This is a genomic window from Aurantimonas sp. HBX-1 (assembly GCF_021391535.1).
GTDB lineage: Bacteria > Pseudomonadota > Alphaproteobacteria > Rhizobiales > Rhizobiaceae > Aurantimonas.
In genome coordinates this window covers 4,349,563-4,365,025 of sequence record NZ_CP090066.1, presented here as the reverse complement: position 1 = coordinate 4,365,025, position 15,463 = coordinate 4,349,563, and the positions used below count along the sequence as shown (strand labels likewise).

The 15,463-nt window shown below is 69.7% G+C and carries 11 protein-coding genes; 3 read left to right on the top strand and 8 right to left on the bottom strand.

Annotated features, from left to right (window positions below):
- Positions 1-173: 173 nt before the first annotated feature.
- The 3 genes from LXB15_RS20645 to LXB15_RS20635 are packed head-to-tail and all read left to right on the top strand — an operon-like array spanning position 174 to position 4,287.
- The gene (locus tag LXB15_RS20645) at positions 174-2,141 is read left to right on the top strand and encodes an ABC transporter substrate-binding protein (RefSeq protein WP_233950221.1); all 1,968 of its coding nucleotides are present in this window, start codon (positions 174-176) and stop codon (positions 2,139-2,141) included.
- Positions 2,138-3,136 (top strand): ABC transporter permease, encoded by a 999-nt coding sequence (locus tag LXB15_RS20640; RefSeq protein WP_233950220.1) that lies wholly within the window; start codon positions 2,138-2,140, stop codon positions 3,134-3,136. Before LXB15_RS20645 ends, LXB15_RS20640 begins: the two co-directional genes overlap by 4 nt.
- A complete protein-coding gene (locus LXB15_RS20635; protein ID WP_233950219.1) occupies positions 3,133-4,287 on the top strand; it encodes an ABC transporter permease in 1,155 nt (384 codons plus the stop codon). Before LXB15_RS20640 ends, LXB15_RS20635 begins: the two co-directional genes overlap by 4 nt.
- Positions 4,288-4,297: 10 nt before the next feature.
- Here the strand turns inward: LXB15_RS20635 and LXB15_RS20630 are convergent, their stop codons facing one another.
- The 8 genes from LXB15_RS20630 to LXB15_RS20595 form a co-directional block, all read right to left on the bottom strand.
- Entirely contained in the window at positions 4,298-5,533 is a 1,236-nt protein-coding gene (locus tag LXB15_RS20630) for an adenylate/guanylate cyclase domain-containing protein (RefSeq protein ID WP_233950218.1), read from the bottom strand.
- Positions 5,534-6,388, bottom strand: coding sequence for an MBL fold metallo-hydrolase (locus LXB15_RS20625; RefSeq protein ID WP_233950217.1), 855 nt, complete (start codon positions 6,386-6,388; stop codon positions 5,534-5,536).
- The gene (locus LXB15_RS20620; protein WP_233950216.1) at positions 6,385-6,858 is read right to left on the bottom strand and encodes a cyclic nucleotide-binding domain-containing protein; all 474 of its coding nucleotides are present in this window, start codon (positions 6,856-6,858) and stop codon (positions 6,385-6,387) included. The genes LXB15_RS20625 and LXB15_RS20620 overlap by 4 nt, the downstream gene beginning before the upstream one ends.
- Before the next feature lie 39 nt (positions 6,859-6,897).
- Complete coding sequence (locus tag LXB15_RS20615; protein WP_233950215.1) at positions 6,898-9,603, bottom strand: ABC transporter transmembrane domain-containing protein; 2,706 nt, start codon at positions 9,601-9,603, stop codon at positions 6,898-6,900.
- A gap of 1 nt (position 9,604) precedes the next feature.
- Positions 9,605-11,461, bottom strand: coding sequence for an ABC transporter ATP-binding protein (locus LXB15_RS20610; protein ID WP_233953273.1), 1,857 nt, complete (start codon positions 11,459-11,461; stop codon positions 9,605-9,607).
- A 269-nt stretch (positions 11,462-11,730) separates the two neighbouring features.
- Positions 11,731-12,921, bottom strand: a complete 1,191-nt coding sequence (locus LXB15_RS20605; RefSeq protein WP_233950214.1) for a glycosyltransferase family protein — start codon at positions 12,919-12,921, stop codon at positions 11,731-11,733.
- On the bottom strand, positions 12,921-14,081 hold the full coding sequence (locus LXB15_RS20600; protein WP_233950213.1) for a glycosyltransferase family 4 protein: 1,161 nt from the start codon (positions 14,079-14,081) through the stop codon (positions 12,921-12,923). Before LXB15_RS20600 ends, LXB15_RS20605 begins: the two co-directional genes overlap by 1 nt.
- Entirely contained in the window at positions 14,078-15,331 is a 1,254-nt protein-coding gene (locus LXB15_RS20595; RefSeq protein WP_233950212.1) for a glycosyltransferase family protein, read from the bottom strand. The genes LXB15_RS20600 and LXB15_RS20595 overlap by 4 nt, the downstream gene beginning before the upstream one ends.
- Between the last annotated feature and the right edge of the window lie 132 nt (positions 15,332-15,463).

Below are 15,463 nucleotides of genomic sequence, written 5' to 3'. Positions count from 1 at the left end.
GCTGGCTGGCCGGGCAAGGCCGGCATCTAGGCGAATTGCCGCCTTCGCCGCAAGTCGTGCCCATCCCGGGAAACCCGGCGGTTTTGTCAGCGCCGGCACCGCATCCGGTCGATTGACAATCGACCCGCGCTCGCAGCTAACTGCTTGTGTGGCCACATGACAGGGACGATGCCATGCGGGAAGGGACAGGGGCGAGATCGTCGCGGCGGCCGGGCAGCCGACCCGTCGCCGTTGCCTTGTCGCTCTGCCTCGCCCTCGCCGCGCCTGCCGGCGCCGGTCCCGTGGAGACGTCGGGGCTTGCCGCGGCGGTCGCGGCGGGCAGCCTGCCGCCGGTCGCCGAGCGCCTGCCGTCGCTGCCGCGGGTCATGCCGATCCAGAGCGCCTGCCCGGCCGACCAGCTCGGCGGCACCCTGCGCATGCTGGGCGGCAGCGCCAAGGACACCCGAACCCTGCCGGTGTTCGGCTATGCCCGCCTGGTCGGCTACGACACCGACTACAACATCGTCCCGGACATCGCCGCGGCCGTCGACGTCACCGAGGGGCGCGTCTTCGAGTTCCACCTGCGCCCCGGCATGCGCTGGTCCGACGGGGCGCCGTTCACCTCGGAGGATTTCCGCTATTTCTGGGAGGACATGGCGAAGAACCCGGCGATCGCCAAATTCGGCGTGCCGGTCGAGCTCCTCGTCGATGGCGAGGAACCCCAGGTCAGCTTCCCCGGCCCCTACGAGGTCCGCTACGAATGGAGCCGGCCGAACCCGAATTTCCTCGCCTCGCTGGCGGCGGCGACGCCGCTCGAGATCTTCCGGCCCGCCCACTACCTCAAGCAGTTCCACGAGCGCTACCAGGACCCGGAAACCCTCGAGGAGACGGTCGAGAAGGAGGGCCAGCGCAACTGGGTGGCACTGCATTTCAACAAGGACCGCGGCCAGCGCAACGACAATCCCGACCTGCCAACCGTGCAGCCCTGGAAGCTCGCCACCGAGCCGCCGGCGGAGCGGCTGATCTTCGAGCGCAACCCCTATTTCCACCGCGTCGACCAGGAGGGCCGGCAGCTCCCCTATATCGACCAGGTGTCGCTGACCATCGCCAACCCGGACCTGATCCCCGCCAAGGTGGCGAACGGCGAGGCGGACCTGCAGGCCGCCTACCTCGCCTTCCCCAACTACCCGTTCCTGAAGCGCGGCGAGGCCCGCAGCGACTACACGGTGCGCCGCTGGCGCTCCGGCCGCGGCTCGCACATCGCGCTCTTCCCGAATCTCAATGCCACGGATCCGGTCTGGCGCGGCCTCCTGCAAACCGCCGACTTCCGGCGAGCGCTATCGCTGGCGATCAATCGCGACGACATCGACAAGGCGATCTTCTACGGGCTGGCCGAGCCGGCCGCCAACACCATCCTGCCCGGATCCAGGCTGTTCGATCCGGCGCTGCGCACGCGCTGGGCCGATTATAAGCCGGACGCCGCCAACGCGCTGCTCGACGGCCTCGGGCTCGAGCGCGGCGCGAACGGCCTGCGGCGCCTGCCGGACGGACGCGAGATGCGGATCGTCGTGGAGACGGCAGGTGAAAGCAGCGAGCAGAGCGACGTGCTGGAACTCGTCCGCGAGGACTGGCGCAAGATCGGCATCGACCTTCTGACCCGCGAGGCGCAGCGCGAGATCTTCCGCAACCGCGTCAAGGCGGGCTCCACCCTGATGTCGGTGTGGAGCGGGCTCGACAACGGCCTGCCCACCCCCGCCACCGATCCGCGCGAACTGGCGCCGGCGACCGCCGAGCAGCTGCAATGGCCGGGCTACGGCATGTGGGTGGAAACCGGCGGCACCGGCGGCGAAGCGCCCGGCGACATCGCGGCCCTCGCCGGCGTCCGGGAGCTCATCGCGCTGCGCCAGGCATGGGAGGAGACGCTCGACGAGGCCGAGCGCACGGCGATCTGGAAGAAGATGCTGGCGATCAATGCCGACGAGGTCTTCACCATCGGCGTTGTCACCGAGGTCGACCAGGTCGTGGTCGTCTCCAACCGGCTGAACAACGTGCCGGCGCGCGGCGTCTACAATTACGACCCGGGGGCCTATTTCGGCATCTACAATCCCGACGGCTTCTATTTCGACTGCGCGGCCGTGGCAGTGGCGGGCAACCCCTCGTGATCCGGTATCTCGGCGGGCGTCTCGTCACCATGGCCTGGACGCTGGTCGCCATCAGCATCATCGTCTTCGTCATCATCCAGCTGCCGCCGGGCGACTACCTGACCAGCTACATCGCCGAGCTGCAGGCCCAGGGCGAAACCGTCAGCAGCGACAAGATCGCCTTCCTGCGAGAGGAATACGGCCTCGACCGGCCGCTCTGGGCGCAGTATCTCGTCTGGGCCGGCGGCCTGCTCCAGGGCGATCTCGGCTACTCGTTCGAATACAACCAGCCGGTCGCCGACATCGTCGGCGAGCGCATGCCGATGACGATCCTGCTGAATGCGGCGACCATCGTCTTCGTCTATCTCGTGTCGTTCCCGATCGGCATCTATTCGGCGACGCACCAGTACAGCTGGGCAGACCATGGCCTCAGCTTCCTCGGCTTCCTCGGGCTGGCGACACCGAACTTCCTGCTGGCGCTGATCCTGCTCTATCTCGCCAATGTCTGGTTCGGCACCTCGATCGGCGGCCTGATGGCGCCGGAATTCATCGACGAGCCGTGGTCGCTGGCCAAGATCGGCTCGGTCCTGTCGCATCTCTGGGTGCCGGTGCTGGTCATCGGCACGGCCGGCACCGCCGGCATGATACGGCGGCTGCGGGCCAACCTCCTCGACGAGCTGAACCGCCAGTATGTCGTCACCGCCCGGGCCAAGGGCGTGCCCGAGCGCCGGCTGCTGCTGAAATATCCGCTGCGCATGGCCCTCAACCCGTTCGTCGCCGATCTCGGCACGCTGCTGCCGCAGATCGTCTCCGGGTCGGTGATCATCTCGGCGGTGATGTCGCTGCCCACCACCGGACCGATGCTGCTGGCCTCGCTGCGCAGCCAGGACATGTATCTCGCCGGCTCGTTCCTGATGTTCCTCGCCGTGCTGACCGTCGTCGGCATGTTCGTCTCCGACGTGCTGCTCGCCTTGCTCGATCCGCGCATCCGGCTGGGCAAGAGCACGCCGCGATGAGCAGCCTGCCGCATTTCGTCTCGCAGGAGCGCTTCGACCCGGAGGCGACCGTCGCCGAGGGCTCGATTGTCTCCGGCGCCTATGCCCGCGCCTCGCAGGCCCGGCTGATCTGGTGGCGCTTCCTGCGCCACCGCGTGGCCGTCGTGTCGCTGGCCTTCCTGGTCGTCAGCTATGTGTCGATCGTGTTCATCGAGTTCCTGGCGCCCTACGAGCTGCAGTCGCGCCATACCGACCACATCTTCGCCCCGCCGCAATCGGTGCATCTGTTCCACGACGGCCGCTTCGTCGGGCCGTTCGTCTACCCGCTGCGCTACGAGCTCGACCTCGACACGCTGCGCCGCGTCTACACGCCCGACACCGCCCGGCCGATGCCGCTGCGCTTCCTCTGCGAGGGCGAGGCGTACCGCTTCTGGGGCCTGGTCGAGGCCCGCACCCACCTCGTCTGCCCGCCCGAGGGCGGCACGCTGTTCCTGCTCGGCACCGACCGGCTCGGGCGGGACATGTGGTCGCGCATCCTCTATGGCGCGCGCATCTCGCTTACCGTCGGCCTGGTCGGCGTGACGCTCAGCTTCCTGCTCGGCATTACCATCGGCGGGGCGGCGGGCTATTTCGGCGGCTGGGTGGATTCGGTCGTGCAGCGGGTCACCGAGATCCTGCGCTCGATTCCGGAACTGCCGCTCTGGCTGGCGCTGTCGGCGGCGCTGCCGGTCACCTGGAGCCCGCTGCTGGTGTATTTCGGGATCACGCTGATCCTGGCGCTGCTCGACTGGCCGGGCCTTGCCCGCGCCGTGCGCTCCAAACTGTTCGCGCTGCGCGAGGAGGATTTCGTGGTGGCCGCCGAGATGCTCGGGGCGCGGCCGCGGCGGATCATCTTCCGGCACCTGCTGCCGAACTTCATGAGCCACCTCATCGCCTCGGCGTCGCTGTCGATCCCGACGATGATCCTCGCCGAGACGGCGCTGTCGTTCCTCGGCCTCGGTCTTCGGCCGCCGATCACCAGCTGGGGCGTGCTTCTGTCGGAGGCGCAGAACATCGAGGCGGTGGCGCTGTATCCCTGGCTATTGCTGCCGATGCTGCCGGTGGTGCTGACCGTACTTGCCTTCAGCTTCGTCGGCGACGGGCTGCGCGACGCGGTCGACCCGCACCACTGATCGTCGGCCGCTATTCGGCCGCCGCGGCAAGGCCGAGTGCGGCCTGCATCTCCGGGCAGAGGGTGAAGAGTTCCATCGGCCGCTCGACGCCGTTCAGCATGTGCTCGCCCATCGAGCACCAGCGGCCCGGCACCAGGGCGGCGACATTGGCGCTGGCCAGCACGTTGGTGTCGAGCGTCTTGGTCAGCTTCTCGATCCGCTCCACCTCGGTCACGGTGGAGCCGATGACGGTGAAGGCGAGGCGCTCGGGCACGCCGATATTGCCGAACACCACGTCGCCGATATTGAGGCCGATGCCGAACTCGATGAGGTCCTTCCCGGCGGCCCGGCGGACATCGTTGGCCTCGTCGCGCATCCTGAAGGACTCGCCGACGGCGTCCAGCACCCGGGCGGTCAGCGCCTCCGGGTCGGTCTGCCCGTCGATCGGATAGATCACCAGCACGGCGTCGCCGATGAAGGCGAGCACCTCGCCGCCGGCACGGATCGCCGGCCGGGCGGCGCATTCGAAATAGTCGTTGAGAAGCTGCAGGAAGGCTTCGCTGGGCAGCTTGCCGGTCAGGCGGGTCGAGTTGCGCAGGTCGGAATACCAGACCAGCGCCCGCGTGGTGGCGCCGTCCCCGAGGCGGATGTTGCCGTTGAGGACACTGCGCCCGGCCTTCCGGCCCAGATAGGTCTCGACGATGTTGCTGGTGATCTGCGACTGGATGATCGACTTGCAGGCCAGCGCGAAGGACTGCTGGATCTCCTGCAGGACCCGCAGATCCTCCTCGGTGAAGCCGGACGCGCGGTCGCTGGCCCAGATCACGATGATGCCGCCCGGCCGCCCCTCCATGAACATGCCCGGCTCGGAGAACTCGGTCCTCAGCGCCAGATAGTCGGTGTAGCCTTCCGCGGCGAGTTCCTCGAACAGGGGAAAGTCGAGGGTGCGGCCCGGCCCGACCAGCCGGCGCCGGAGCACCGGCAGGTTGGCCTCCAGCATGTAGCGCAGCGGGCTGCGCTGCCAGGCGTCGGTGTTGGAGTCCTGGTGGTGGAAGTGATCGAGCACCGCCGAGGGATCGTTGCGGTGCCAGCTGATCATCTCGGCGCGGAACAGCGGGTGCAGCGTCGGCCAGTTCAGCCGCGCCCGCGCGATCGGGATGCCGATCCCGTTGAGGCGCAGGCACAGCTGCTCGAAAATGTCTTCCAGCCGCGGCCTGCCGAGGGCTTCCTTCAGCAGCCAGTCGTCCACCTGCCGGGTCAGGCTCATCTAGCTCGTCTCCACGATCCTCACCCGTTCCGCGATGTCGAGCGTCAGGCCCGTCTGCGCCACCAGGGCGCCCGGAAACACTGCCTGCGCGCGTCCCACGAGATCGGCGAGCCAGGTATCGGTCCGCGAGATGTCGTGGTGGAAGGCGACGAGCCGGGGAACCCCCGCGGCGCGGCAGAGCCGCACGCCCTCTTCCCAGGTCGAGTGCCCGAAGCCGCGATACTTGGGGTATTCGTCGTCGGTGTACATGCTGTCGTAGATCATGATGTCGGCGCCGGCGATCAAGTCGCAGATCGCCTCATCGCGGCCGCCCGGCCGGTGCTCGGTATCGGTGATGTAGCAGACCGCCCGGCCGCCATATTCGACCCGGTAGCCGACCGCGCCGTTCGGGTGGTTCAGCCGCACGGTGCGGATGCGCACCTGCGGGGAAAGATCGAGCACGTCCGGCGGCCGGAAGTCGCAATAGCCGATCTGCGCGGCGAACTGCTTCGGCGTGACCGGGAAGTAGGGCGGGCACATGAAGCGCTCGACCATGTTGCGGCAGGTGGTGTTGTCCTCGAAATGCCCGGCATGAATCCGCACCGCCGTGCCGGGGTGATAGAGCGGCATGAAGAACGGCAGGCCGATGATGTGGTCGAAATGGCAGTGGGTGAGCAGCACATCGAGATCGCGCACCCCCTCGTTGTAGAGCTTGCGGCCGCAGCCGACGATGCCGGTGCCGGCGTCGAGCACGATGACCTGGTCACCGCAGCGCAGTTCGACGCAGCTCGTGTCGCTGCCGAAGCGGGTATTGGCGGCGGCGGGCGCCGGGATGCTGCCGCGGGCGCCCCAGATCGTCAGCTCGAACCGGGTCAAGCCTCGCCGCCTCTCGCCGCCGCCAGATTGCGCGCCCGCACGAGCTCCTCGTTCGTGTGAGTCAGGCGGTCGGCGAGACCGCGCATCACCTCCGCGGCGATCTCGGGGAACTGCTTCAGCAGCTGCAGGAAGGATTCCTTGCGCACCCGCAGGGCGGTCAGGCCGGTGCGGGCGGTGACCGTGGCGGTCCGCGGCGTGTCGCAGAGGATCGAGATCTCGCCGACGACGTCGCCCGGCCCGAGCGTCGCCACCAGAAAGTCCCCAGCCTCTGTGGCCACCGACACGTCCGCCTCGCCGTCGACCAGCACATAGGCCGCGTCGCCCGGCTGCCCCTGCCGGCAGATCACCTGCCCGGCGCGATAGGCGATCGAGTCAGAGGTGAAGGCGATCAGCTTGAGCCGCGCCGGCTCGATGCCGGCAAAGATCGGCACGGACCGCAAGAGATCGATTTCCGACTTCAGAAGCGTCAATTCGGACCTCTTCGATTCATCGTTGCGGTCGCCATCACGTCACGCCGGTTCGTCGACCGGCTGTGCGGCGCGCTCGTCGATCATGGTCATCCGGCCATCTCGAAATTCCAGGGTCCGATCGAAGAAACGCGCGTGATCTGCATGGCTCAGGACCCAGAAAACCGTCTGCCGCGGGACGCCAAGCGCCTCTCGCGAGGCAAGGACGCGTGCAATTGTCGCCTGCTGGCTGTCCCCGTCAAGGGCAGAGAGCGGCCGGTTGAGGACGAGCAGGTCCGGCCGCTTCAGCAAAGCCCGCGCCAGGGCGAGCTTCTGCTGCTGCACGCCCGACAGCCGCTTGGCACCGCTGCCGACGTCGAAGTCGAGGCCGATCTCGAACACCACCTCGGCAAGGCCGGTGTCGTAGAGCGTGGCGACCAGCACCTCGTTGATCCGCGCGGCGGCCTCCGCGTAGCGGTCCACGACGCGCCCGAACAGCACGTTGTCCTGGAAGCTGGCGGCCGGGTTGAGCGCGGTCGGCGAATGCACCGACACGGCCTGGGCAAGGTCCGGCTCGAGCTTTTCGCGGAAGCGGGCACGGGCCGCCAGCACCGCCGCCTTGATCCGGTCGTCGAGCAGGCCGAGCCGGTGCCTGGGCTCGACATAGCCGAAGGCGAGTTCTTGGAAGGCGCGGCGATACTTGCCCGGATGCGGCCCTTCGCCGGCGGTGCGGCGCAGCGCCGTGCGGTAATCGTCGACCTCGTCCGGCGACATCAGGTCGACGCTGTCCATCAGCGGATTGTCAGGCGACAGATCGCCGAAGATCTCGATCAGGGTCTCGGCGATCTGCCGTCCCATCTCGAACAGCATCGCATCGAGCCCGGTCTGCCTGAGCACCTCGCGCATCTGCGGGCGTTCGGCCAGCGAGTTGCCCATCAGCGCCTCGGGCAGCGGGATGCCGAACACCAGGTTCTCCACCAGCGTGGCGTAGTCGGAATAGCGCTCGGGATCGAAGGTCTCGAAATAATCCTCGTCGCCGCCTTCCGCGAGCCGCTCGCGGAACCGGTCGCGGGCGGCGAGCACCCGCGGCGCGATGGCCTCCGGAAGGTCCGCCGGCAGCCGGTTGCGCAGGCCGAAGCGGGCGATGTCGATCCGCAGGTCGACGATATCGAGGATCTCCGCCAGCCTGGCGGACAATTGCCCTTGCCCCTCGACGCCCGCCGCCGCGTAATCGATCCAGTCGTCGGGAGGGATGGCGCTGGCGTCGCCCGAGCGCCAGGCTTCGGCAAGCCGCTCAGTCTCCGCCCCGTCGGTTCGCCCGGCGCGGGTCATCGGCGCATGGCGCAGCCCGTAGAGGAGCGCGTCGCGGACCGACATCTGCGCCAGATAGAGCCCCGAGCTGCTGTAGCCGATGCGCCGTCCGACGAAGGAATCGGGCAGATGGTCGAGCGAGCGGCCATCGATGCTGATCCGCCCGCCGGCAGGCTCGACGAGCCGCACCAACGCGTCGGCCAGGTACTCGCCGCCGCCGCTGACCGGACCGACCGCCGCCACCGCCTCGCCGGGCGCCAGCCGCAGGCTGGTCGGCTCCAGGAGGTCGTTGCCCCCCTCGTCGGCGATCCGCAGACTGACGACGGCGATCCCCTCCTCGATGTGCGGCGGGCTTTCCTGGGACAGTTTCTGCCGTTCCGGGTCGATCAGGTCCGGCATGGTGAACTGCTCGGTGATCTGGGCGTATTTCGACTGCACGTCGACGCGGAACTGGTCCCAGGCGATGAGTTCCTTGAGCGGCGCGGGAAGGTCCTTGTAGGCGGCGATGACGGCGACGAGCTGCCCGATGTCCAGCCGCCCGACGATGACGAAGTAGCCGCCGACGAGATAGAAGATGAAGGGCGTCGTCTGGGCCAGCAGGTTGTTGATGAAGTTCACCATGAACTTCCAGCGGAAGAAGTCGGTGCGGATCTGCAGGATGCGGCCGAGCCGGCCGCCGATCTCCGCCCGTTCCCAGCTCGACGTGTCGTTCACCCGGATCGAGGGGATGCTGTCGACGATCTCGCCGATCCGGCCGGACAGCAGCCGGGCGGTCAGCTGCCGGGCCCGCGCCAGCACGACGAGGCGCCGGCGCATGCGCGGGATGATGATCAGCTGGATGAGCACCACCGCGCCGGCGACGCCGCCGAGCCAGACATTCTGCAGGAAGATGAACAGCAGCGCCGTGGCCGCCTGGCTGAGCAGCAGCGCCGGATCGGCGAAGGCGCTGCCGCCGAAGCCGCCGACCGGCTCGGTCTCGTCCTTGACCATCGACGCGATCTCGGGCCCGCGCACCTGCTTGAAGCGCCCGGTCGGGAAGCGCAGCACGCGATCGACCAGATCGTAGCGCAGCCGCCGCAGCAGCCGTTCCCCGAGCTGGCCCTTGTAGTTCGAGAGGTAGAACTTGAAGAGCCCGTTGACGACGACGAAGAACAGGAAGGTCAGGCTGAGCGCCACCAGCGTGCCGAAGCGGTCGAGCTCGAGCCCCGGGAACAGGTTCAGCGTGCCGCCGCCGAGGAAATCCGGCAGGGTCGGGGTCCAGCGGAACACCGGCTGCGTCTCGCCGGCGGCCCACTCGCCCTGGATCGGACCGTTGACGATCCGCTTCGGCAGGTCGAGCGTCAGGTAGTAGAGCGGCAGCGACAGCGCCAGGACGAAGAACAGCCAGAGCTGCTGGCGCTTGGTATGGCGCCAGACATAGCCGAAGATGCTCTCGTCGAGCTGGTCGCCCGTCGCCATCTCACGCTCCGCTGGCAGCGCCGGCGCGAGCCGCGGCGGGAAAATCGAGACTGGCCGCCCGCACGAAGTGCCCCGGCGCCGCTTCCAGCAGCCTCCTGTCGCGACCCTCGACCACAGCGAAAGGCTCCGGCCAGTCGCGCTGCCCGATCTGGCCGACCGGCGGCAGCCGGTCGAAATCCAGCGGCCGGGCCGGGTCGGCATGCGGCACCGCCTGCATCAGCGTCCGCGTGTAGGGATGCAGCGGCGCATGGAACAGCTCCTCACGCGGCGCCAGCTCGACGATCTCGCCGTCGCACATCACCGCGATCCGGTCGGCGACATAGTTCACCACCGCCAGATTGTGCGAGATGAACAGATAGGTGAGGCCGCAGAGCCGTTGCAAATCCTTCAGGAGATTGAGGATCTGCGCCTGCACCGAGACGTCGAGCGCCGCCACCGGCTCGTCGCAGATCAGCAGCTCCGGCTCCAGCGCCAGGGCGCGGGCGATGCCGATCCGCTGCCGCTGGCCGCCGGAGAAGCTGTGCGGGTAGCGCCCGGCATATTGCGGCTCGAGCCCGACGGCGGCGAGCAGCCGCTCGACGCGCTGCCGCCGGTCGCCGGCCGTGCCGATGCCGTGGATCTCCAGCGGTTCGGCGAGGATCGCGCCGACGGTCATGCGCGGGTCGAGCGAGGAGAACGGATCCTGGAACACGTACTGCATGCGCCGCCGTGCCTCGAACAGCTGCTCGCGCGACGCGGTCGCCAGATCCACCCTGCCCTCGCGTCCGCCATGCAGCACCACCGAGCCGGTGGTCTGCGGCACGGCGCCCATGATCGCCCGGGCGAGGGTCGTCTTGCCGGAACCCGACTCGCCCACCAGCCCGAGGCATTCGCCGCGTCTCACCGTGATCGAGACATCGCGCAGCGCGTGGATGGTGCGGGCCGGCGCCCGTGACAGCAGCCGCCGGTCGCGGCGCAGCGAGAAGCTCTTGCCGAGCCCGCTGACCTCCAGCAGCGGCGCGCCGGGCGGCACCTGGCCGGCCTCGTCCCCCCGCCGCATCAGCGCCTGGGCATCGACCTTGATCTCGCGGATCGGTTTCAGCCGCCGCGCCTCGCCGGGCTCGAGATCCGGCACCGCCTTCATCAGCGAGACCAGATAGGGGTGCTGCGGCTGGCTGAAGATGTCCGCCGCGGTGCCCGCCTCGACGACCCGGCCGTGGTGCATCACCACCACCTCCTCGGCGAGATTGGCGACCACGCCGAGATCGTGGGTGATCAGCAGCACCGCCATCTTCATCTCGGCCTGCATGTCGCGCAGCAGCTTAAGGATCTGCGCCTGCAGCGTCACGTCGAGCGCCGTGGTGGGCTCGTCGGCGATCAGCAGCGCCGGCTGGGCGATCACCGCCATGGCGATCATCGCGCGCTGGCGCAGCCCGCCGGAGAGTTCGAACGGATAGGAGCGCATGGCCCGCGCCGGATCGGGAAACCGCACCAGCCGCAGCGTCTCGAGCGTCAGCTCCCGCAGTTCCGCGCCGCTGGCACGACCGTGCACCTCCAGCACCTCGCCGATCTGGTCGCCGAGCGTGTGCAGCGGCGAGAACGACGTCATCGGCTCCTGGAAGACGATCGAGATCGAGCGGCCGCGGATCGCCCGGAAGCGCGAACTGCGCGGCGGCAGCGCCGCGAGGTCGACCATCCCCTGTTCCGGATCGCGGAACAGGATGCGGCCGGCGGTGATCGCGGCGCTCTTCGGCAGCAGGCCGAGGATCGCCTGCGAGGTGACGGTCTTGCCGGAGCCGGATTCGCCGACCAGCGCGACCGTACGCCCCGCCTCAACCCGCAGCGACAGGCCGGAGACGGCCTTGACCATGCCGGCCATGGAGCGGAACTCCACCGACAGGTCCTCGATCGACAGCAGCGTATCGGGAGCCGGGCCGGCGCTCGCGGCCAGCGGTGGACGTTCAAGAACCGGTGCGTCGCTGGCCAATTCCCGACCCCTCCCCCACCATTCCCGCCGGCCGCAGGTCCTCGGCGCGGCTCACGCGACGGCCGCCGCCGGGTCGGTCCAGGCGCCGGGGCGCACCCATCGGGCGTGCCCGGCAGGGCGATCGCAACCTTTGCCGGCATAGCATTCGCGCCGCCGTGACGTCATGCGGATTTTCGCGTTGCCGGGGGGCTTGCGGCACCCGCCGGCCGCGCGTCCCGCGCCGCCTCCGCGAGTTCCGCCAGCATCCGGGCGGCGTTCGCGGCGCCGTCGAGGTCGATGCTCGGCCTTGCCGCCGCCGAACCCGCCAGCGCCGCCCCGATCGCGGCCGTCAGCGTCGCCGGCGACAGCGCCGTCTCCGGCACCACGGACAGGAGGCCCAGCGCCTCCAGCCGCCGGGCGCGATATTCCTGCTCGGTCTCGTCACCTTCCGCATAGGGCACGACCACCGCCGGCGCTTCGGCGCGCAGGAGGTTCATCACCGTGTTGTAGCCGGCCTGCGAGATTGACAGCGCGCAGCCGTCGAGGCGCTGCTGGAATTGCGGGTCGAAGCGCTCGACGATGGTCCGCGCATCGGCCCTTGCCCGCAGCGCCGCAAAGACGTCATCCGGGCAGCGCGGGCCGGTGAAGAAGCGCCAGACACGGTCGGCGAGCGGCGTCCGGGGCCGCGCGTCCATCGCCGTCGCCATCAGCGATCCGGCCGCCGCGCCGCCGCCGGCCGAGACGATCACCTCGCCGGTGGGCTCGCCGCGGCGGCGGTCGGCGGCCTCGGTGACGTAGCCGGTGTAATGGGTGCGGTCGGCGAGCGCTGCGGCGTGCGGGTAGGTCTCGGCGAAGGTGAACAGCGACGGATCGGAATGGACCAGCACCGCATCGAGATGGTCGCGGGCGATCTCGGCGCCCCGCACCGCCCGTTCCGGATGCTTGGTTTCGACCAGGATGTCGCGGACCGAGGCGACGCATCTGACCCGCGGCCTGTCGAGGGCGGCGCGCGCCAGGAGCGGCTCCAGCTCGAAGCGGAACCGCCAGCGGCCGAACGGAAACATCTCCAGCAGCACGATGTCGGGCTGCAGCCGCTCGTAGAGGCCGAGCAGCGAGTCGCGACGGGCGTCGCGCCAGGCGTCGGTGATCGGGTTGCCGTCGGCGTCGTAGAGGATCTTGAAGTTCGCCCCGTCGAGCCGGGTCGGCGGCAGCTGCGCGATCTCGGCGCCGGCGAACGGCATTTCCGCCACCGGCATGCCCCCCAGCGCGACGGTGACCGCCATGCCGCGCTCGGCCATGGCCGCGACCAGAAGCTCGGCCCGCCGCAGATGGCCAACCCCAAGCAGATGCTGCACGTGAAAAAGGACGCGCATCAGACCGCCACCGCCTGCAGCGGCATTCCGCCCGCGGCGACGACGGCGCGGAGTGCGGTGTCGAGCCGCAGCGCCGCAGCCCCGATGTCGTGGCGTGCCAGCGCCCGTTCGCGCGCCGCCCGGCCCATCGCCGAGCGGACCGCCGGATCGAGCAGGCGCGCGACGCCCGCCGCGAAGCCTGCCGCATCGCCCTCCGCCGCCAGGATGCCGGTGACGCCGTCCTCGACGACGCCGGCGACGCCGCCGCTGCGTCCCGCGACGACGGGCAGCCCCGCCGCCTGGGCCTCGATGAATGCCATGCTCCAGGATTCCTTGATGGCCGGCCAGACATAGATGTCGCCGGCCGCATAGAGTTCGGGAAGTTCGCGCGGGTCGGCCGCGCCGTGAAACGTGACGCCGGTGCCGAGCGGCGCCAGCGCCGAGCGCACCGCGGCTTCGGCCGGACCCGCTCCGATCACCAGCAGCTGGAAGCGCGTCCTGTCGAGCCGCGCCACCGCCGCGGCGAGGACGCGATAGGAGGCAAGCTTCTGGTCGTCGCGCATCATCGCCACGGTGACCAGCCAGGGCAGCGCGGGATCGAGTCCGTGCCGGGCGGCGAGCCGGGCGCGCGACGGCGCCCGCGCATCGGCCGCGCCGGCGAAGGGCGCGGTTTCGACGAACGGCGGCAGGTCGAGATAGCGCGTCTGCGGCCGCAGATGCGCCGTGACGCCGGCACGGTCGGCGGGGTTGAGGCCGATCACCAGGGCGGCCTGCTCCAGCGCCGCCAGGCTCGCCTCATGGCCCGTCTGCCAGGGCCCGCCGCGCTGCTTGCCGGCGACCGAGGCCTCGGCGACGACATAGGGAATGCCGAGATGCCCTGCGACCCGCGGCCCCAGCCAGTCCGGGGCCTTGTGATAGAGGTGATAGGTGAACCAGAGGTCGAACGGGCGCCCCGGCCCGCTATGACGCGCGGCGAGTCGGTCGGCGAGCCGCCGTCCGACGTCGCGCAGCCGGCGCTGGCGCTCCGGATTGCCGCGGTCGTAGCTGCGCAGGCGGCTGGGAACGACGACGTCGTGGCCCGCCCTCCTCAGCGCCGCGACCAGCAGGCGGCCCACCGTCCGGTCACCGGAGGGGGTCGGATCGTCCAGCGCCTTCATCGGCGCGTAGAACGCCACTTTCATCCCGTACCGGTCCTCGGCAGGAGCGGCCGGGTCTTGCCGCTCCAGGCCCCGCCGCGCGAGCCGGAGCCCCGGCCCGCCGCGATGTAGCCGTCGGTGAGGGCGCAGATCGTCTCCAGCCCGCCGAGGATGCCGTCGATCGCCGCGGATTTCGGCCGCGCCTGGGTCGGCAGCGCCCGGATCGCCGCGGCCATCGCCGCGGCGTCCTCAAAGCGGTCGTCCGGTAGCATCCGCAGCAGGCCCAGCGCCTCGGCCTGCGAGGCACGGATCTGCTGCTCCAGCCGCGGCTGGCTGCGCGGCACCACGACCGCCGGCTTGTCGAAGGAGAGGATCTCGCAGAACGTGTTGTAGCCGCCCATCGCGACGACACCCACCGCATTCTCGAACAGCGGCTCGATGCTCGCGGCGAAGGTGATCGCGTCGACCGCGTCGAGCTTGGCCGCGCGGCGCTTGAAGTCGGTCTGCAGCGCGGCGTCCATGAAAGGTCCGAGCACGATCTTGGCGCGCACGCCGATGCCCGTGTCGCTCTCGTAGGCGCGCAGCACCCAGTCGACCAGCATGGCGCCGTCGCCTCCGCCGCCGGTGGTGACCAAGACGTATGGCTTCTCGCCGAGCCGGATGCGCTCCGGCAGGGCGCCCGAGGGCTCGTCGGCCCGGTGCAGATAGCCGGTGAACACCGCCTTCCGGCGCACCGCCTCCGAGACCCCGATGCCGGCGAGCGGGTCGCAGATCTGCGGCAGGCCGTAGATCCAGATGTCGTCGTAGAGGTTCTCGATGGCGGCGAAGGCGTCCTTGCGGGTCCACTCCTCGACCAGCCGCGACGGCTCGTCCATGATGTCGCGCAGCCCGAGCACCAGCCGGGCGCCGTTGCGGCGCAGCAGCTGGAGCGACTCCTCGACCTCGCCGCGCATGCCGAGCGGCTCCTTGTCGACTATGAAGATGTCCGGATTGAAGATCTCGGCGGTCTTCTTGATCACCGCGCTGCGGATCTCGGTCAGATCCTCCAGCGTCAGGCCGGGATTGGACGGCGCGTAGGTGTCGGCGCCGAGCTTGACCACGCCGGGCACGCGAATGAAGTCCACCTGCGGCGGGAAGCTGAACGATCCGACCACTGGGGAGCCGGCGACGATGAGAATGGTGATGTCCGGGCGGTGGGCGACCAGCGCCTGCGCGATGACGCGACAACGCCGCAGGTGGCCGAGCCCGAACGTGTCATGGCTGTAGATCAGGACGCGGGGAGGGCGAGCTTGCATCAAAAACTCCTGGCACCGCTGCCCTGCTTCCTGCACCATAGATTGGCGTCTTTTCTGCTGCGACGCAAGATCGCACGCCCCGGTGTCGGCGGCATCGGCGATAGCCGCACCGAGATGGGGCCGCCGGCGGCG